The 21,041-nt window shown below is 43.6% G+C and carries 12 protein-coding genes; 3 read left to right on the top strand and 9 right to left on the bottom strand.

Features of this window, described 5'->3' with window-relative positions:
• From B091_RS0107100 to B091_RS0107065, 8 genes are all read right to left on the bottom strand, one after another.
• On the bottom strand, positions 1-231 hold a 231-nt coding region (locus tag B091_RS0107100; RefSeq protein ID WP_018109319.1), incomplete at its 3' end, for an ISAon1 family transposase N-terminal region protein.
• A gap of 454 nt (positions 232-685) precedes the next feature.
• On the bottom strand, positions 686-1,891 hold the full coding sequence (locus B091_RS0107095) for an IS256 family transposase (protein WP_025069525.1): 1,206 nt from the start codon (positions 1,889-1,891) through the stop codon (positions 686-688).
• Positions 1,892-2,292: 401 nt separating this feature from the next.
• Positions 2,293-2,685 carry an SMI1/KNR4 family protein gene (locus tag B091_RS0107090; protein WP_018109317.1) on the bottom strand — a complete coding sequence of 131 codons (393 nt, stop codon included), beginning with the start codon at positions 2,683-2,685 and terminating at the stop codon, positions 2,293-2,295.
• Positions 2,686-2,697: 12 nt separating this feature from the next.
• On the bottom strand, positions 2,698-3,579 hold the full coding sequence (locus tag B091_RS12335) for an HNH endonuclease (RefSeq protein ID WP_018109316.1): 882 nt from the start codon (positions 3,577-3,579) through the stop codon (positions 2,698-2,700).
• 2 nt (positions 3,580-3,581) lie between these two features.
• Positions 3,582-6,500: an ATP-binding protein gene (locus tag B091_RS11895; protein WP_162137971.1), complete on the bottom strand. Its 2,919-nt coding sequence runs from the start codon at positions 6,498-6,500 to the stop codon at positions 3,582-3,584.
• A 209-nt stretch (positions 6,501-6,709) separates the two neighbouring features.
• On the bottom strand, positions 6,710-7,366 hold the full coding sequence (locus B091_RS0107075; RefSeq protein WP_018109314.1) for a hypothetical protein: 657 nt from the start codon (positions 7,364-7,366) through the stop codon (positions 6,710-6,712).
• 1 nt (position 7,367) lies between these two features.
• Entirely contained in the window at positions 7,368-9,347 is a 1,980-nt protein-coding gene (locus B091_RS0107070) for a dynamin family protein (RefSeq protein ID WP_018109313.1), read from the bottom strand.
• A gap of 110 nt (positions 9,348-9,457) precedes the next feature.
• Complete coding sequence (locus B091_RS0107065; RefSeq protein WP_018109312.1) at positions 9,458-9,667, bottom strand: helix-turn-helix domain-containing protein; 210 nt, start codon at positions 9,665-9,667, stop codon at positions 9,458-9,460.
• Between the two features lie 224 nt (positions 9,668-9,891).
• Between B091_RS0107065 and B091_RS0107060 the strand changes: the two genes are divergently transcribed.
• The 3 genes from B091_RS0107060 (at position 9,892) to B091_RS0107050 (ending at position 19,663) form a co-directional block, all read left to right on the top strand.
• A complete protein-coding gene (locus B091_RS0107060; RefSeq protein ID WP_018109311.1) occupies positions 9,892-11,289 on the top strand; it encodes a DUF3945 domain-containing protein in 1,398 nt (465 codons plus the stop codon).
• A 21-nt stretch (positions 11,290-11,310) separates the two neighbouring features.
• The gene (locus tag B091_RS0107055; protein WP_018109310.1) at positions 11,311-13,392 is read left to right on the top strand and encodes a type IA DNA topoisomerase; all 2,082 of its coding nucleotides are present in this window, start codon (positions 11,311-11,313) and stop codon (positions 13,390-13,392) included.
• Positions 13,393-13,489: 97 nt separating this feature from the next.
• A complete protein-coding gene (locus tag B091_RS0107050) occupies positions 13,490-19,663 on the top strand; it encodes an N-6 DNA methylase (protein ID WP_018109309.1) in 6,174 nt (2,057 codons plus the stop codon).
• A gap of 41 nt (positions 19,664-19,704) precedes the next feature.
• On the opposite strand, the gene B091_RS0107045 is transcribed toward B091_RS0107050, so the two are convergent.
• Entirely contained in the window at positions 19,705-20,658 is a 954-nt protein-coding gene (locus B091_RS0107045) for an Abi family protein (protein WP_025069526.1), read from the bottom strand.
• Between the last annotated feature and the right edge of the window lie 383 nt (positions 20,659-21,041).

Genomic DNA, 21,041 nt, shown 5'->3' with positions numbered 1-21,041 from the left:
AACGGTTCTATCCCTAGCTGGAAAGTCTGTTATGGTAATTTCGGGATAAAAGCCTTTAGATTGCAAATTAAGATGTCTTAAAGACTCAGGTATTTCATTATTCTCCTCTAAGGAGATTAAATAATAACTACCCATATCTGAAAAATCAATAATCTCAAAATACTCCAATAACCCTTTAGGTAGAAATAAAGAAAGTACTGCTTTGTAGTCGATGTCATGTTGTGATCTCATGGAGCAAAAGTAATTATTCTATCATTAACCATATGTTAAATCCCCAACTTTATGAACTGAGCCCTACCAACCCATACCCGTAATAGCGGACTTTACAAATGAAGATGGCTCCGACAATCTCAAAGAGAGCATCGAAGCCAACTATAAATCTATCAAACAAGAGGTGTTAATCCTTGTGAAAACTGAGACTGAGCGAATTAAGGCAGACCCTAATCTGTGCCATCTGATTAAAGAGTAATAGTCTAAATGTACAAGAGCAACTTCAAAAGCAAAATACTTACCTAAAAAGTCGTTTTTTGAACCTCCTGTCAATGTTTCGCCTAGAAGAAAACAAAAAACGTCGGTAGTGTAAGTTGAACTGTGTCAAGGCCGTATTTCTTATTATATTAACCTCAGATGGGAGACACGATTTGTAATCGTGTTTTCCAGATGAGGAGCCTTCCTGTTTGCAAAGTTACATAATTTCATACCTATCACCAAATTTTATTGCTAATTGTTGGGAGATGAGTGCCCAGTTCGCAAGGGGCATGGTCCACTTTTCGCTGATATTACGATAAGCCAGATAGACAAGTTTCTCCAATGCCGTATCAGAGGGGAACACACCCTTATTCTTCGTAACCTTGCGTATCTGACGATGATAGCCTTCGACTGTATTAGTCGTGTAGATGAGACGGCGGATTTCCTTTGTGTACTGGAAGAACTCAGTCAATCGTTGCCAGTTGTCACGCCACGACTTGATAACGATAGGATACTGCTCGCCCCATTTTGCTTCAAGGTTGTCAAGTTCAGTCTCTGCAGCATCCTTGCTGACAGCACCATAGACACGCTTAAGATCCTTTAGGAACTCCTTCTGATGCTTGCTGCCTACATACTTGATGGAATTGCGTATCTGATGCACGATGCAGAGCTGTACGGCTGTATTGGGGAACACGCTCTGAATGGCATCAGGAAAACCCTTAAGACCGTCCACGCAGCATATCATGATATCCTCCACACCACGATTCTGAAGGTCTGTAAGTACTTCCAGCCAGAAGTTTGCTCCTTCGCTCTTAGCAACATACATGCCAAGCAGTTCCTTGTGGCCCTCCTTGTTGATGCCCAGCACATTGTAAATGGCACGGGTAACGGCGCGGCCGGTATCGTCCTTTACCTTGTAATGGATAGCATCGAGCCAGCAAATGGCATAGACAGAATCCAGCGTGCGTGATTTCCATTCCTTAATCTCAGGCAGCACACGGTCGGTTATTGCGCTGATGGTCTCGGCAGACAGCCTGGTATTAAACTCACGCTCGAAGTAACGGCTGATTTCCCTGGTGCTCGTACCAAAGGCATACATACCGATAATCTGATCAGCCATACCCTCTGCAAGAATCGTCTCTCGCTTGCGGACGGTCTGAGGATCAAAGCTGCCATCACGGTCACGAGGGGTCTCAACAGTAACCTCGCCATACTGCGTCTGAACTGTCTTTGACATCTTGCCGTTACGGCGATTGCCGCTCGCACGGGATTCTTCACTCAGGTGAGCATCCATCTCACCCTCAAGAGCAGCATTCAATATGCGCTCCAACATCGGTGCCAAGGCACCATCCTTACCAAACAATGGCTGGCCGGCACGCAACTGCTCGGCTGCCAACTTGTAATCAATCTCTTCGTTTGCCATCATAAAATAAACGTGTTATACTACTTTATATTATAGCCTGACACAGTTTACTTTACATTCTCAAAAACGTCTCAATCGAGGCAGTTTTTCTCTAAATGCTATTTTTCAAATAACGACCACTTTTCCTATATAATTATGCCATTATGAGTTATTTAATCCTTTTATGGCAAAACCATATAGTTGTCTGTTATCTAAAAGAATATTCAACGTACTTTCAACAGTTGGACTGTCTTTGAAATGATGTAATTAATCTTTGTTTCTTTTGGGTAAATACGAGGTGTTAATTCTCCATTATATATTGATGAATACTGGTAGAGCTCGTTGTTCCTTAAGACTCACAGCTTCCCTGCGATACAGGAGATCTATGATATAAAGACACAGGAAGAATTTTGACATTTGCCTTAATACAACTTTGCAATAAACTCAGTAAAACTATTTGCAACTTTAAGAATAGAATCATCTTCATGCAGCCAGTATACAACTGCACCACCTTTAAAGCAAAGAAAATTTCCTGCAGGATCATTAGCAAAAGGGAAAAGAGAATTATCAATTTTTGACAACACTTTTTTTGCTTTATATACGGTCTCTATATCATCTTCCTTTAATGATAGAAGTTTCTTAAACACATGTTCTGTTGAAGATTCTGTATCAAATGTATTGATAGATGGTCTAGCATTATTATTATCAATAATAACACTTTTATAATCGTTTGGTAATGTAATACCAAACTTTATTTCTACCTCTTTGATTGTTGACTCATCAATTTTTGAGCCTCTTTTCCAAGTTATATTCATATTTTCAATTTTTTAATGTCTATTTTCTGTTCCTCCACCCCAAATATTGCGTCCACCTGTATGACGTGTTTGGCTATGGATATCACTATCAACCAGTTGCATCTTTCCTAACTCCTCATTATGATGCCAAGTATAACCTTCAGGAGTATAACCATCTTCTATATCAGCCAATTGATCTTCTGAAAATTGACTCCTTAATTCAGGATCGGTTGCTACTTTTTCTTGAAGTTGCTTGTTACATTCCGCAAACTGAGTCCTATCTGGTGCTTGTTGGAGTTCTTCGGGTAATTGAACGTCAAATTTACTCTCAAATTCTGGAAAAACTCCCTTCACTTTTTCACCTGTGTCAGTAACCACTTCCTTTTCTACATATGGAATTCCTGTATCTGGGTGATTTTGACCAACAAGTCCATCATTTATTGTTTTTATAGTACGAGGAGAATCATCAACATTTTCAGGAACACTTGAGTCCGTGAGGTCAGATTGCTCCAAATTACCACTCTCGGAAAGTTCATTAGAGGATAAATCACGAACTTCATCACCTTTAATTTCAACAGAGCGGTCTAAAGATGAGTTGGTTGGATCAAGTTCGTTAATTTCACCAATATTATCACCAATGATATTGGACTCAGACCCCGTAATATTAGAAACATCTGACGGATCGACTAATGTTTCTGGTGAAATATTTGAAATTCCCTCAGTGAGCATTTCATTACTTGCATCTGAAACAATGTCTGTTACTCCCTCGGTTGCCAATTCAGAAACTCCTTCAGAAGCTATCTCTGAGAGCGCATTTGTTGCCACTTCTGATGCAGCTTCTGTAGCCACCTCCGCTGCTATTTCAGTTGACACTTCTGTCGCTGCTGCTATTGCTATATCATCTACTACAAACATATCTACAGTTTATAATAAGTTTTTAACCATTCATTATATAGTGGAACGACTTTTGATGATTTTGAAGCTTGTAATCTAAACATTCCACGAGTACAGAAACGTAATAAGAGAGGATCATCAAAATCATACATGTTCTGTACAATTTCCTGAACTGAGTTATTTATTTCTGTTATATTCTTTTTTACTGTCAAAATCTTATGAATAACACCGAACTCTCCGATACAAGCTCCTGTTAACTCTAAGAGCTTAGCTCTATTGCGTTCATTCATTTTGAGTTCTCCTGCCTGATAATTATGCACTATCCTCAGCAAATTATTCTTTAATGAGGAAGAATAATTAGAATTCAGAATTTCATTCTTGACAAGTTCAAACTCTTTAAACCCAACTGGCTCATTACAACAAGCAAACAAGAACTTGATAATGATCTCATTGTTGATTTTAGATTTTTTGTTAATAAGCTCATCCCTTTGTGGTTCGAATGTTGTTTCTGCAATATTTGCGTGCTTAATCTTACATTGAACAGCGTCTTCCCAACCGTTTTGATATACAATTCCTTGTCCAACTTTCTGGCGGGCAATTTCTTCGATTTGCTCATCTGAAAGTCCGATTGATTTTCCTGCGCATTCTCTATCATCAGCCTCAGGAAGTGACATGATAATTTTGGTATTAGTATTACGAATAGCTGACATATCTACTTGAGATGGAGATTGATCTACAATGATAAAACCTTCACCGTAAGTTCTCATCTCTGCAATGCTATTACTTATCATTTCTACTGACTTACCAGCCAAATTACTTCCTTCTTGACTCTGACTTGTTGATGTACGCTTAAGGATATTATGAGCTTCCTCCAATACAGTAACATGACGTAATGAAGAGTTCATCTTGCCTGATGACTGATAATACTCAGAGAGTTTCATGATTAGCAAGCCCATAATAAGCGATTTTGTCTCGCTATTATTTACCTTACTGAGATCAACAATTACATTTTCCTCGAATAGCTCTTTATCAGTTAAATTATTCAAGGAATTATTAAGCATCGAACCTGTCAAACCCTCTGAAAGAGATAATAAGCGTGTTTCAATAGATCCTTTGTAATCGCCCTTTGTCTGTTCTGAGTATTCTGAATTATTTATATAATCCTGTAAAGCTGAAACAACATCCTTAATCGTCGGGAAAAGTTTAATACCATATGCAGTATTAACAGTAGATAAGTCTAAATCCCATCCACAATTCTTGTATGCATCAGTAATAGCTTTTTTCAGTACAACAGGCATAGCAGCATACATTGGCCAACACGCATTAAAAATTTCAACAAGTCGGTCAATGTGTTCATAAACATGAACTTCATCCGGGAATTCAAATGGATTAATTCTTAATAGCTGAGTGAAGTTAGGGTTACTTCCATATACTTTAACCTGCTTTTCTTCACCACTGTCTGTCTTATATATAATTCCTCCAAAGACATTCTTGTATTCACCTTTGGCTGGTTCGATTACGAGGATTTTCTTTCCTTTTCTGAATAAATCTTCGAGAAGCAAATACATTGTATTAGACTTTCCACTTCCTGTTGTACCTGTAATAAAGGTGTGCTTAGTCAATGAATCGCAATTAAGATAAACTGGGTTGTCGGTATATTCGTTACCCAAAGACATAATATTACCAATTTCAATACTGTTCTCAGAAATATTCTTTTCTGGTGATATTACATTTCTACCAAATGGATGTTCTTCTCTAACTAGCAAGCCAGGAACAGACGACTGAGGCAATGAAAGATGTATAGCAAGTTCTTTACTAGTAACAATAGTTCCTGCTGATACATCAATACCATTATAATCAAATCGAGGATGTGTGCAAGCACCTATGTAAGTCAGCAGCTTTTGAGTATTTGCTTCTTTACTCCAAGAATTAATTGCGCATGTTCCGAGGTTAGACTCTTCTCCGATGATACAACCGCGATATAAGTTAGCTAATTTTAAGGAAGTAGTTGCTGACGGAGCCACGAAATATGTAGCAACCGACCACATGCCAAATGGAATTCCATTTTCTATGCGATCAATTTGATCTTCCAGAAGTTCAAGGTATTTCTGGACATGATAATTCTTTAAGCTTACCTGTTTTGATGATCCTGTTGTATCACTGTTATTGGTTCCCTTTTGGGTACCCTTTGTGTCACCCTTTGAATCTGAACTTCCTGTTTGATCCCCAATAGAAGTACCTTTGTTTTTACCAGTTTGTTTTGAAGTGTTCTTGTTGTAACTAGTACTATCACTAGTTCCGGATTCACCACCTACAATTGTAGTCCATATTTTTTTTAGTATGTTAGGGCTGTAGTTAGACGAATGACTAGAATTAGTTCCTTCACTTTCCGAAATACTACTAGAGAAGTTTTCACTTTTTGTAACTGTTTTCGAAATGTTAGTAGAGATCGTACGAGTTACACTTTCAGAAATGCTTTCAGAAGTACCTGTTGTATGGCTTTCATTTGTTGTTATCTGACATTCAGCCAAAGGTGCTAACTGAGTGTGCATATCAGAAAAAGCTGCTATCATTGATGCAGTTTCCTCTCTACTAACATTTTCTGCAATAAAATATGCAGTAAACATTGGTATGGAGGCAGAAGCATTTATCAGTCGTTCTATACCTTGAACAAAGTTTTCTTTTTTATCATCTCTTAAAGATGCTACTGCTGATACGCTTGACAAATAGTAGTTCTTATACTCTGGGAGTTTTAGTTCGCCCTTGATTTTTTCGATCCCAACACCAGGCAGATAACCTTCAAGACCTGCTCTTAATATCTCAGCAGAATTATTATCTCTTCCATGGAAATCTCTAGCTCCAAGGTATAATTCAATGTTACCGTTGTCTTTTTCTTTATTTACAACAAGAATTACATTTCTTGCTGTATTATGCAGAGACATATATAACATTGAAAGTTTGTCCGTGAAAAAGACATCCTTCTCTAACACTATTTTTGTAATGCGATACCATCTTACTGATGTTTCTGGAAGATGCACAGGATTCTTAACTTCACACTGCATTAATGAAGTTAAATATGTGTTTGAAACCATGTCATTAAACAAGGCAAACTCTTTTAATCCAGGCTCATTCATAATTGAAATTTCGTCTTTCATTTTGCTTCTGTTTGATATGTGTCAAGAATTGAATTTGAATATTCCACTCCTTGATTAACCCAGTTGACTAAATCGTCTGTTATGCCATTAACGAGATCATTTTTCATTGATTCAATTTTAATCTCGTATGCTTCCAATTCCATTTCGTACTGTTTTTTGCTCTTCTGATATTTCCTAAAAGAATAATATGTGAGAGCAACAGTAAGTAGTTCTGTTGCAAGCGCTAGCCATGGATGGCCAAATATAAGTAACCCTGTGGCGATAGCTGTTCCAACTGCACCTGTTATTGCAGTTGTCTGAATTTGACTTTTAGTATCTGGCTTAGTGGGATATTCTGGATATTCAAAAGACTGTTGCTGAACAACAATACAATTTTGTTCAATCCAGTTCAGCATAGTTTGCTGATAGCCTGTTTTTAAGTCAACAAACTTAGAGAGGAATTCCTGATCTTCAGAAAAATCACCATCTGTATACCAATCGCATACTTTGAACACATATTTCTGCAATGTTCCTTCTGCGATTTTCTTAACCTCATTAGAAAAGGCTTTTAAGTTTTCCTCGTTAATATCAGTAAGGAAAAGTTCTGCCTTATCCAAAACATCTGCTTTTAATTTTGCAATGTCGAGAAAAGATGAGAAATTAGAATTTTCCATATTATCTTACTTTTATTGAATTTAGCATTTGAATACGAGTATTGATGGTCTTTATTAGAACATCTTTTTCACTGAACTTGTTTTCTAGCTCAGTGAGACTATTCTCAAGAGCAGTGGTCTTGTAGGTTATGTCATTACCGGCATACTCACATAACAACTTAACCTTCTCTTTCAACTGTTCATAAAACGTGTCCTTTGCTGATCTTGCTTCCTTGATAACATATGCAGTAAATTCGCGTGTCTTCATCGCTGCATCAACTTCTTTTTTGGTGTATGGATAAGTTGTTTTGTATTTATCATCAGAAGACATACCACCTTTTTTTACTAACTCTTCTTTAGGACGACTATAGTCCGTAACCGATTTTTGACTTGCTTTCTCTGCACAATCTTCTAATGAAGAGAAGTCTATAGATTTTAATGTTAGATCTTCTTTGTTGAAGCCATTGCAATACTCAATAAACTCTTTTTCAATATTTGCAAAGAGTTGTTTTTCTGTATTCGTAACATCCTCAATAATCTGTAAGTAAGCAGAACGAACGCAGCTTATGGTAGTTTCCTTATCTAGAGCGGCGATTTTGGAATCGATAAACGCGAACTTTTCCCATGCACTTTCGATTGACACTTTTCGCTGAAGCTTTCCGACTATTATTTGATAGCCTGTTTTGTTTTTTTGAATCTCTGTTCTTTGTTTCTCGATTTCGTTTTTTCCGCCTTCTAGAATTTTAATCTGATTCTGAAGGTCCTTGGTAAAACCCACGAGGTCTTCCTCGATAAGACTCAAAATACGCTCTTTAAGATTCTCTTTTTCTGTCTTAACAAAACCATTAAGCAAAGATTTCAGATGAATAAAGTTTGCCCACTCATTCATCTTTGCTAGAAAATTGTCATTAGTTAGTTCCAATCCATCGGCTTTAAGGGCCTTTTTTAATGGAGTGTACAGATTAGTCATCGCGTCCAGTTCGTCCTTATTCCAACCATCAAGATCTCCTTCTTCCAGTTCATCCATGCTTTGTGCATCTTTGACATCTGCTTGGAATCTGTGCAAAAGACTATCTACATAAAGAATTCTTTCAGAAGGAATGTTAAAAGGGATGGCATACAAAGATTTTGCTTTATTTAAAATTTCATTTTTGTAAGTGCGGAATGTACCTTCTGATGCATGTGTTAAGACGAAGAATAAGCGTTTTTTTGCATCATTCGTAAGTTGCTGAATAGTCTCTTTGGCAAAACGCTTAGTTGTTTCATCCTCAATGTTATCAACTCCACTCTGTAGAAGAATGATAGCATCTACAAATTTATTTCCATTATCATCTACCTTAGAAAAAAGTACCTTGGTTTCATCCTGAATACCACCGATTGCACCAATCCCAGGAGTGTCGACAATTCTCCATCCATGGAATTCTTCTGCCATTGGAGTCTTGATGCGAACTTCTTTAGCTATGTCTTTTTTACTATGAGATTGAATATATTTTTTCCAAACTTCTGTATTAACTACAGGGCAATCTGTTCTGGCTTCTATTCCCTCTTTCTTCTTCAAGATTTCAGATACATTATCTCCACCAGATATAAGTCTATTGATATCATTAATTGGGAGGTCATTATACTCCTTAGGGATAGCAACAAGCTTCTTTAGAATATTGTTAATATCCTTTGTATATGTTACAGTATGACCATCTGCATAAACAACGGTCATCTCCAAACTTTCTCCGTGTTCTATATATGTTATTGCACTTGTAGTCTGAAAATGTCCAGTAGGCAAAATCTCTTGTCCTACTAATGCGTTGATAAAAGTAGATTTACCAGAACTCATCTTGCCGACAACAGCAAGTGTAAAGTTTCCGTACAAGAAAGGCTTCGCAAGACGGTTGATTGTGTTGCAATGCCATTGGTTTTTAATGTCGCATTTTTGGATGGCTTCATTATACTTGTCTACAGCTTCTTTAATAAGACGCTGCATTTTCATAAATTCATTTTCTGCCATATAATAGTATTTGACGTTACGAAATTAATATTAGGATAGGACAAAAAGTGTCCAATATTTAGATACATATATTGTAACAATATAGCATAATTAGTATATTAATGTACAACTCATTCTGTATTACTTATCAATAAATCTTTAACATCAACTTCAAGTGCATCTGCAATCGCATTTAGTGTTATGAGATCTGGTTGGACTCGTTGATTGAGATATTTCGATACCGTAGTATTACTCTTGCCTATCTTCTTGCTTAACCAAATGCCCGTTTTATCCTTTTGGGCTAAAACGACTTTGATTCGATTATATTTTCTATTCTCCATACTTCAAACATTTAAACCTACATGCAAAATTAAACAATAATAATTATATCTGTGCATGTTGAGGACAAAAAAAACTTTTCCTACATCACTTACTTGGCGTTAGGTCGTCAAAACTCCCAATATTTCCCGCCATATCCTGCATTATCTCAACCTCGTAAGATGCCTGTTTTATTCCTTTAATTTTGTTGATATACAATTATTTAATTTGTAAAACACAAGCAATTATGGAATCGAACAGCAATGACAACTATGTATTGGTCTTGGAAGACCGCACAGCAGTGAAGAACGAACAGGAGGCTGGTAAGCTCTCCGTCGTTTCCGGGATTGACGAGAAGGGCAATCTCAAAACCACCGAAGCCGAAGCGACAAATCAGGCTTCATTCTTGAAGTTCAACAGCAAGGACGGACTGCTGAAGAACTTCATGGACAACTTTCTCAAACAGTTCAATGACCCGACCCGCTTCGGGCTGTACAAGGTCTTGTCTAACAACGTGGAGCAAGGCGTGGACAATCTTCGCACCATGCTTCAAAGCCGTGAGAAGCCCGAAAGCAAGCAACAACTGGCAGAGATGGGCGTACCCTTTGAGGACTATCTGCCCCGACAGAAGAATGCCACCGCCATCGACCCCGAAAAGGTGGATTGGAAGATGCTCGACAGCCTCGGACTGTCCCGTGAGCGATTGGAACAGTGCGGAGAACTGGAGAAACTGCTCAACTGGCAGAAGAGTAACCTCGTGACGATTGCCGTACCCGTTGGTGACACCACCATCTACACCGAAGCACGTCTTGCTTTCCGCACGGACGAGAACGGAAACATCGGCTTGGCAGTCCACTCCATGCGCAAAGAGCCACAACTGGACTATCCCTATATGGGTTACAAGTTCTCTCCCGAAGAGAAGGAGACACTCCTTGCCACGGGCAACCTTGGCAAGACCATTGAGGTAACACCCAAGAACGGTGAGCCTTTTGCCGCCTATGTTTCCATTGACCCGCAGACCAACGAACTTATTGCCCTGCGTTCCGACCGAGTGAACATCCCCAAGGAAATCAAGGGCGTTACGCTTTCCGACCAGCAGTATAAGGACCTTGTGGAAGGCAAAGCCGTGAAAGTTGAGGGCATGACCGCCAAGAGCGGCAAGTCCTTCAATGCCACCCTGCAGGTCAATGCCGAACGAAAGGGCATTGAGTTCATCTTTGACAACAATCGTGGTTTCAAGGAACGCCGGCAGCAGACACAGCGGCAGGGCGTACCCCGCAAACTCTGTGGCTTGGAACTTTCCGAGAAACAACGCGAGGCACTCGACGGTGGCAAGACGCTCTACTTGAAGAACATGGTGGACAAGCAAGGGCAATCCTTCAATGCCTACGTACGCATGGACAAGGAGCAGAACCGTCCATTCTTTTATAGGTATAATCCCGACAAGAGTCAGAAGAACGGCAAGGTGGAAGCCGTGGCGGAGGAACACAAGACACAGGTAGCGGTCAATAACCACGGCAAGACCAACGAAGCCACGAAGAACGTGAAGGAGCCACTGAAGACAGGGCAGACACAGCCCACAGCTGCCCAAAAGCAGAAACAGGACGAGAACAAGCAGAAAAAATCCCGTGGACGCAAAATGTAACCCTTAATCCTTTTACCGACTATGACAACTTGTATTATCGCCGAGAAGCCCTCGGTAGCCAGAGACATTGCCCGCATCGTTGGGGCAAACAGCAAACAGGAAGGACGCTTGGAAGGAAACGGCTATCTTGTCACTTGGGCGATGGGACACCTCATCACCCTTGCCATGCCCGAAGCCTACGGTTTTTCCGCCTACAAAGCCGAAGATCTGCCCATCCGTCCCAATCCTTTCCGGCTTATCGTCCGCCAAGTGCGCAAGGATAAGGAATTTATGTCAGATCCTTCGGCACTCAAACAACTCAAGGTGATACGTTCCTGCTTTGACAAGGCAGACCGTATCATCGTAGCCACCGATGCAGGACGGGAGGGTGAACTCATCTTCCGCTATATCTACCAATATCTAAATTGTCGAAAGCCTTTTGACCGCCTTTGGATTTCATCGCTTACCGATAAGGCTATCCGTGAGGGCTTGGCAAATCTCAACCCCGGAAGCCATTACGACAATCTCTATTACTCCGCCAAGTCAAGGAGCGAAGCCGACTGGCTTGTGGGCATCAATGCCAGTCGTGCCCTGTCCATTGCCCGCAGGGGAGGCTATTCCTTGGGACGGGTACAGACCCCAACCCTTGCTATGGTCTGCCGTCGGTACATAGAGAACCGTGATTTTTCTTCCGTGCCTTATTGGAAACTCTCCGCTCTCATGGAGAAAGAGGGCGTGCCGCTGAAAGCCATTGGCAACACTGACTATGAGAATGAAGCATCGGCACAGACAGCCTTCGCTACGCTTCGCAGTCAGAACCGGCTTAAAGCAGAGTCGGTCGCAAGACAGGTGGGGCATACCGCACCACCACTCTTGTACGACCTTACTGCCCTGCAGAAGGAAGCCAACAGACACCACGGCTTTTCAGCGGACAAGACCCTCTCGATAGCCCAGAGCCTCTATGAGAAGAAAATCACGACCTATCCCCGCACAGGCAGCCGATACATCAGCGAGGATGTCTTTGAGGAAGTACCCGCCCTGCTCTGCAAGATAGGTAAAACGCTATCCAATCCGCTTAACCGCCATTCGGTGGACAACGCAAAGATAACCGACCACCACGCCATCATTCCCACGGGCGAAACACCGTCGGGCTTATCGGCAGACGAGGTGACTGTCTATCAGATGGTAGTAACCCGCTTTGTCGAAGCCTTTTCTCCCGATTCCGAGGAAGAACGTATGCAGGTGCGGTTCACAGACGGCACCAACGCCTTTACTTGGAAAGCGTGCCGACAAATCTCCCCGGGCTGGAAAGCCGTGCAGAAAGACAAGGCTACTGCTTCAGAGAAGAAAGAGGACGGAGACGAGCAGGTTTTGTCTTCGTTGCCCAACTTGGCAGAGGGAGAACACCTGCCTGTCCTCGATGCAGAGATCACTGAGCATAAGACCAAGCCTAAACCGCTCTATACGGAGGCAACCTTACTCTCGGCTATGGAGAACGCAGGGAAAGAGGTCGAAGATGCAGAAAGCAAGAAGGCTATGGCAGAGTGCGGTATCGGCACACCTGCCACCCGTGCTAACATCATCGAAACCCTTATCCTCCGTGACTATATCCGCAGGGACAGGAAATCTATCATCCCCACAGAGAAAGGCTTGGCAGTCTATGAGATTGTCAAGGACAAGCGAATCGCCAATGCGGAGATGACGGGAAGTTGGGAACTGACGCTTGCCGCCATAGAAGCAGGACAGATGCCGCCCGAAAAGTTCGCGCAAGGCATCAACTCCTACGTCGGCACCATCTGCGAGGAACTGCTTTCGCTTGCTCCCGAACAGAAGTCCTATCCCACCTACCGCTGTCCCAAGTGTGGCAATGAGAGCGTGGGCATTTATGCCAAGGTTGCTAAATGCAGACACGAGGGCTGCGATTTCCATGTCTTCCGTGAGGTCTGCGGCACGCTCCTCACAGAGGACAATATCCGGGACTTGCTGACCACGGGACGAACGACCATCCTCAAAGGCTTGACGAGCAAGGCAGGCAAGAAGTTCAACGCCAGTCTGGTGCTGAATGAAGACTACACCACTTCCTTTGAATTTGAAAACAGGAAAGGAAAACCAAGAGGGAGATAATCCCGACAGAAATAAAGAGGAACGGAATTGGTCGGGAGATAATATACTTTATATCTTCCGACCTTTTTTCCTCCTCCTTAATTAAAAAGAAAACATTATGGCATACAATAAGAAAGCAGTCTTGGCAGCCAACACGGAAGCCATCCGTGTGGTGCTGCGTCTGGAAAAGGAACGCCGCGAAGCCACCGAGGAGGAGAGAGCCGCACTGCGTGGCTATCAGGGCTTCGGTGGCTTGAAATGCGTACTGAACCGATGTGACAGCCCCGACGACCTCCGCTATTGGAGCCAGTCGGAGCAACAGATCTTCGAGCCGACCCAAAAGCTCAAACAGATGATATACCGTGAAGCCGTCGATGCCAATACCGCCAAACGCTATTGGGAGAGCATCAAGGCAAGCGTGCTCACGTCCTTCTATACCGATACCCGCATCGTCGCCGCCATATCCGATGCACTCACTTTTGTAGATGTACCCATACGTCGCTGCTTAGACCCTTCGGCAGGTATGGGAGCCTTTGCCGAGACATTTGCAAAGAAGGCAAGTACGGTCGATGCAATGGAGAAAGACCTGCTTACCGCCCGTATCTCACAAGCCCTGCATCCTTACGGGCAAGGCAACATCTTTGTCCGCCAAGATTCCTTTGAAGCCATCGGGGAGTTGGAGGATAAGGACAAGTACGACCTTGTAACCAGCAACATCCCCTTTGGCGATTTCATGGTCTATGACCGTGAGTACAGCAAGGGCAAGGACATTCTCAGACGGGAATCCACACGCGCCATTCATAACTATTTCTTCGTGAAGGGGCTGGACACGCTCAAGGAGGGCGGACTCCTCGCATTCATCACCTCGCAGGGCGTTTTGGACAGTCCCAAGAACGAAGCCATCCGCCGTTATCTGATGCAGAACAGCCGTCTTGTCTCCGTCATCCGCCTGCCGTCGGGTATGTTCTCCGAAAACGCAGGGACGGAAGTGGGCAGCGACCTCATTGTTCTTCAAAAACAGACGGGAAAGGAAATCGGTGAAGGCACCGAGCAGCAGTTTGTAGAAACCGCCTCCGTTTCCAAAGGCGATGGCTTCTCCATTGCCTTTAACCACAACTCGCTCTTTGAGGGCGAATGGAAAGACGTCGCCCACCGCACCATCGCCACGGAGCGCACGATGGGTACAGATCCATACGGCAAGCCTGCGTGGGAGTACAGCTTTGATGGGAACATGGACGATATGGCAGAGAGTCTTCGGATTCAACTCTCGCAAGATGTAGGAAAACACTTTGACCGCAAGCTCTACGAGACGGGCGTGCCAATGACGGAGGAGGAACGGCAGCAGGAAGCCGGGAAGCAGCTGCACAAGTTGGAGGTAACGGTTGATTTGCCCGAAGAAAAGCCAACGGAGGATAAGGAAACCGAGAATGCTTACAATCTGATGCCCGACAGCATCAGGAAGCAACTGCCCAAACTGTACAGCACGAAAAAGGGGCTGATAGGCGATAAGGTCGCCTACGCACGCTATTTCTTTCCGATGGGAGCTTACACGGCATATCTCTTGGAGTACGACCCGAAGATTCGTATCGGTTTCGGTGCCGTGACGATGGGCTATGGTTGGGAGCTGGGCAATATGTCGCTCGATGAGATGGAGGAAGTCAAGATACATGGGCTGGGCATTGAACGCGACCTGTACTTCACACCCAAGAAACTGCACGAGATTGCAGAACTGGAAGAAATCGTAAGGGGACAATATACCAAGGAACCGATTATCGGGGAAACCAAGGAAAAAGCCGAGCCGACAGTTCAGGCTCACCCAATGGAGGAGAATGTTTCCACGGAAGAGGTCAAGGAGGAAGTTCAAGTTGAAAAGGTCAGTGAACTGGTCAAGGATAAGACTGATGGGCAAACTGAGCAAGTAGCCGACCAAGTTCCCTATGAACCCGCCCCCGAAGGAGTGCCCACATTGACCCTTCACCGTCAGTATGAACAGGAAACGAAGGAAATCCGCACGGACGTGGAAGCCCCGCGGGAGATGAACGGACAGACGGTCTATTTCGATGATGACCACCATCCGATCATCAACGAGAACGAAACGGAAGCAAAGGGGATGCTCTTTGCCCCCGAGGAATACAGCCTGTGGACACAGGAAGTGTCAAGGGTGAACAAAGAAATTTCCGAGAACAAGACCGCTCAGCAAAAGACAACTTCGCCTCTGGCTCACAAAACTCCCGTCCGACGCACCCGCACGCCTCGTAAAAACACTTCTCCATCTCCGAGAGAGCCGTCGCTCTTCGATTTTATGGACGAAGCCGAGCAACGTACCCCACAGCCCATAGCGGAGGTAAAAAAGGAGTTTGATGCCTCACCCCGTCCCTTTCTCTCATCACCCGATGCCCATTTGAGGGACGGCTCCATCGTCGTGCAAAAGGGACAGGTCGGTTTTCTCTCCGACTTGAAACGACACCCCACCTTCAATCCGATGGACTTGCCCTATGCGCAAATCTCACGACTGAAAGCATACATAGAAATAAGGGAGAGCTACCACCGCCTATATGACTATGAGGCAAACAACCGGACAGAGGATAAGGAGGAACGTGAGAAGCTCAACCGCCTTTATGACAATTATGTGTTTCGCTGGGGCTATTTCAACCAGAAGGCAAACACCGATGTGATAAAAATGGATGCCACGGGCATGGAAATGCTGTTCTTGGAACGCTCCGAGAACGGCAGGTACATCAAGGCGGACATCTTTGACCATCCAACGGCATTTTCCACCACGGAACTGACCGTTGCCGCAGACCCGATGGAGGCACTGGGTGCATCGCTCAACAAGTATGGTACGGTGGAACTTGACTACATGAGTTCGCTTTTACCTGATATGGAAGAAAACGACATTATTTCTTCCTTGGAAGGTCGTATATATTTCAATCCCGAAGAGAATACTTACGAGGTAGCGGACAAGTTCATTTCGGGCAATGTAATAGAGAAGGCGGAGCGTATCGAGTCATGGCTCTTGGACCATCCCGACCACGAAGAGGCAAAACAGAGCCTTGCTGCCTTGCGTGCAGCCACGCCAACACCCATTCCCTTTGCAGACCTTGACTTCAATCTCGGTGAACGCTGGATACCTGCTAAAGTCTATGGCAGGTTCGCTTCGGAGTTTTTTGGGACGGATATTGGCGTATCCTACCATTCCAATATGGACGAGTACAGCATTGTCTGCGATCGAAAGAATGCCAATATCTGGCACAAGTATGCCGTACAGGGTGAGTTCCGCCGCTATGACGGCATCAATCTCTTGAAGCATGCCCTGCATAACACCATTCCCGACATCAACAAGAGTAAGGAGGTGACGGACAAGGTTACGGGAGAGACGAAAACTATCAAAGTAAGGGACGGACATGCTATCCAGATGGCAAATGCCAAGATTGAGGAAATCAGACAGGGCTTTGTCGATTGGCTCGGGCGCACACCTGATACCTTCAAGCAGCAGCTCTCCGACAGATACAACCGCCTTTTCAACTGTTTTGTGCGACCCAACTTTGACGGTACGCACCAGACGTTTCCCGATCTTGACCTCAGACGATTAGGCATTGCCGACCTCTACAAGAGTCAGAAGGATGCCGTATGGATGCTCAAAACCAACGGTGGCGGTATATGCGACCACGAGGTGGGAGCGGGTAAGACGCTCATCATGTGTACAGCTGCCTACGAGATGAAGCGATTGGGACTGGCAAACAAGCCGATGATTATCGGACTGAAGGCAAACGTCTTCGATATTGCCGACACTTTTAGGAAAGCTTATCCCAATGCTAAGGTACTCTATCCGGGTAAGAACGATTTTAATAAACAGAACCGCCAACGTATTTTTAACGATATCAAGAACAACGACTGGGACTGTATCATACTTACGCACGAACAGTTCGGCATGATACCGCAGGCATTAGAGATACAGGAAGCGATTATGCAAAAGGAACTGGACTCCGTGGAAGAAAATCTCGAAGTGCTGCGACAACAAGGAAGAGACATATCCCGTGGTATGCTCAAAGGATTGGAGAAGCGCAAGCAGACACTTGAAGCGAAGTTGCAGAGCATACAGGACAGCATCGCCGAAAGAAAGGACGATGCCGTGGATTTCAAGATGATGGGCATTGACCACCTCTTTGTCGATGAAAGCCACCAATTCAAGAACCTGATGTTCAACACCCGCCATGACAGGGTGTCGGGCTTGGGCAATCCCGACGGCTCACAGCGTGCTTTGAACATGCTCTTTGCCATCCGCACCATACAGGAGCGGTCGGGCAAGGACTTGGGGGCAACCTTCCTTTCGGGCACAACTATTTCCAACAGCTTGACCGAACTTTATCTGCTTTTCAAGTACCTCCGTCCGCAGGCGTTGGAGAGGCAGGGTATCAACAGCTTTGACGCATGGGCGGCGGTCTTTGCCAAGAAGTCTACCGACTATGAGTTCTCCATCACCAATGAGATTATCCAGAAGGAGCGTTTCAGAACGTTCATTAAGGTACCTGAGCTTGCCTCGTTCTACGCGGAGATATGCGATTTCCGTACGGCAAAGGACATCGGTATCGACCGCCCCGAGAAGAACGAGATACTGCACAACATACCGCCAACGCCGGAGCAGGAAGAGTTCATCGGCAAGCTGATGGAGTTCGCCAAGACGGGTAACGCCACGCTCTTGGGACGTGCGCCGCTCAGCGAGAGCGAGGAAAAAGCAAAGATGCTTATCGCCACAGACTACGCCCGCAAGATGAGCTTAGATTTACGCATGATAGATTTGGAGGGGTATTCGGATCATATCGACAATAAGGCGAGCCATTGTGCGAAGTTGCTCAACGACTATTACAGGAAATTCGATGCACAGAAAGGAACGCAGTTCGTGTTCTCTGACTTGGGTACTTACAAGCCCGGAGAATGGAACGTGTACAGCGAGATAAAGCGTAAGTTGGTGGAGGACTACCATATCCCGTCCTACGAGATACGCTTTATTCAGGAGTGCAAGAACGAAAAGGCAAAGAAGGCGATGGTGGATGCCATGAACCTTGGCGACATCCGTATTATCTTCGGCTCCACGTCCATGTTGGGAACAGGAGTCAATGCCCAGCAACGTGCCGTAGCCGTCCATCATTTGGATTGTCCTTGGCGTCCTTCGGATTTGGAGCAACGCGATGGGCGTGCCATTCGTAAGGGCAATATAATCGCCAAGGAGTTTGCGGATAATAAGGTCGATGTCATCATCTATGCCGTGGAGCGGTCGCTGGACAGCTACAAGTTCAATTTGCTTCACAACAAGCAGCTTTTCATCAACCAGCTGAAGACCAACACGCTGGGCAGCCGTACCATCGACGAGGGTTCGATGGACGAGGACAGCGGTATGAACTTCTCTGAATACGTGGCAGTACTTTCGGGTAATACCGACCTCTTGGAAAAGGCAAGGCTGGACAAGAAAATCGCCACCTTGGAATCCGAGCGCAAGAACTTCCTACGCGAGCGTGATGCCGCGACAGGAAAGTTGGCGGAGATTGACAGCTCCGTGTCCTTCCATTCTGATAAGATTAAGGAGGCTAAGGCGGACTTGGCTTGCTTTGAGCAGCGTGTGGAGCGTGACAAGGAGGGACTGCCCGTCAATAAACTGACGATAAAGGGTGTGGAGGACTCCACGGACATTAAGGTCATTGCCGCCCGCTTGCATGAGATTGACGAGAAGGCACGCACCAAGGGCGAGTACAACAAAATCGGTGAGATTTACGGCTTTTCCGTCATGGTCAAGACGGAGAGCAGCTCAAAGGACCTGTTCGATTGCTCGGTGAACCGCTTCTTTGTCAAGGGACAGGAGAGCATCTACTATACCTATAATAATGGTAAGTTGGCGACAGATCCGAAACTTGCCTGTGAGAACTTCGTTAATGCCTTGGAGCGTATCCCGAAGGTGATAGAGTCGCATGAGAAGGAAATGGCAAAGGTTGTGGCCAACAAGGACGTTTACACCAACATTGCCAATAGTTCTTGGAAGAAAGAGGACGAACTGCGTGCGCTCAAAGGGGAGGCAGCAGAATTGGACAGAAAGATTGCCCTTACATTGAACGAACCAAATGAAGAAAAAGAAAATTCAAACGAAAATGACCAACCCGAGTATTTAGGGCAAAATAGTAGTAATATCCAAAATGCTGAAAAGGAAGAGGAGGGGATAATTTATTCAAGTTCTATGAATAATAATAGAAACAAACAAGAAGAAAGTAAGGGATATATTGTAAGATCCAGACTAAGATAAATAACGATGGTGTGTCATAATTGATACACCATCGTATTGTATTATTTCCACAAAGTGTATTCTCTCCATTTTTCAGGAAAGCCCATATCTTTCAGAACTACCAATTTGGGAGATTTTTCCAATAGGGTGAGCAAACTCTTTCTAAATGAACTGTCAGGACTGATTATTTGTTGCAAATACAAAATTACAGATAAGTAAGCAAACAACTTATTATCCCTTATCGTTGTAACTTCTTGCTTTGACAAGAAAGGATAATTCGTTCTATAAGGAAACTTCAATCCTATTGTAAAGCGGCGATTCCATACACGGCTATGATGGGCACAAGTATTGCGTAAAGACGATAAACCGTGCATCCAATTCTTCAGAATATCGACATTGTATAGTCCCAAATCTCTGCATATGGTTTTACTTGAAGGATTATTCTTGTCCAAAGCAAAAAACAGCTTACTCAATGTCCCCATAGAAACAACCTCTAAGGTCATCCACGCTGGCGGAAAAGCAGGGTCGCTATATTTTTGATAATAATGAGTTATAAATTCCTCATTACTACGCTTGACCTCTTTCATTAAATCCCCTACAACAGGTTTATCATCTATAATCTCGTTGCGTGTCAATGCGATAAACTTATCGTGCTGAAAGTATAGCTTATGATTGAGAAACCAAAAGGCATCATTCTCATCAACGGAATAAGTTAAGGCGATTCTTGTCCTTAATGCCACCTCGATTTTTTCAATGGCATTGAAGATTAGAGAGCGTAAACGCCTGTCAAAACAATAAAGGTCTATCACATCTTGAAAAGAAATGTCCTTTCTCAGGAATTCGTGATTAGCACCTTCCTCATTATTTTGGAAAGGGTATGTATATGCTCGTAATCTATAATAACTTATGTTATAAAGATATTGGGAAGCAAGTTTTTTGTCTCCAATATTAAGTCCTCGATCGTATAGCCTTTTAACCTGCTCAGATGTGTCTATGGGCTTCTTTTCGTACCTCATAACCATATATAAACTCGAAGACCTCCCCGGGTGCGCTGTTCTGATGAGAAGCGTGGGAGGTCATATTGATTGCAAAATTACTGTTTTTTTTTTGAATACGCAAGGAAAATGCCAGAAAAATCATTGTAAGCAGTGAATTTTCCATTAAAAGTAGCATCAAATATAGAAATGATAAATAATTTTTGTTCGCAACGCTATCTTTATCGGTTCAATAGTACCAAACAATATATGGAAAGAAGTGAGCGAGTACTGTTATCTTTGTGTACAATAAATCCACAACCAACTTTTTACTTGCAAAGGTAATTAGTGTTTGCTGATTAATTAATAACTTGTTGATATTTAAGTGTATATAACATTATTTCTTCTTTTGTTTAACAAAAAAT

It is taken from the genome of Bacteroides propionicifaciens DSM 19291 = JCM 14649 (genome assembly GCF_000375405.1).
Lineage (GTDB): Bacteria > Bacteroidota > Bacteroidia > Bacteroidales > Bacteroidaceae > Bacteroides_E > Bacteroides_E propionicifaciens.
This window is presented reverse-complemented; position numbering and strand designations above follow the sequence as displayed.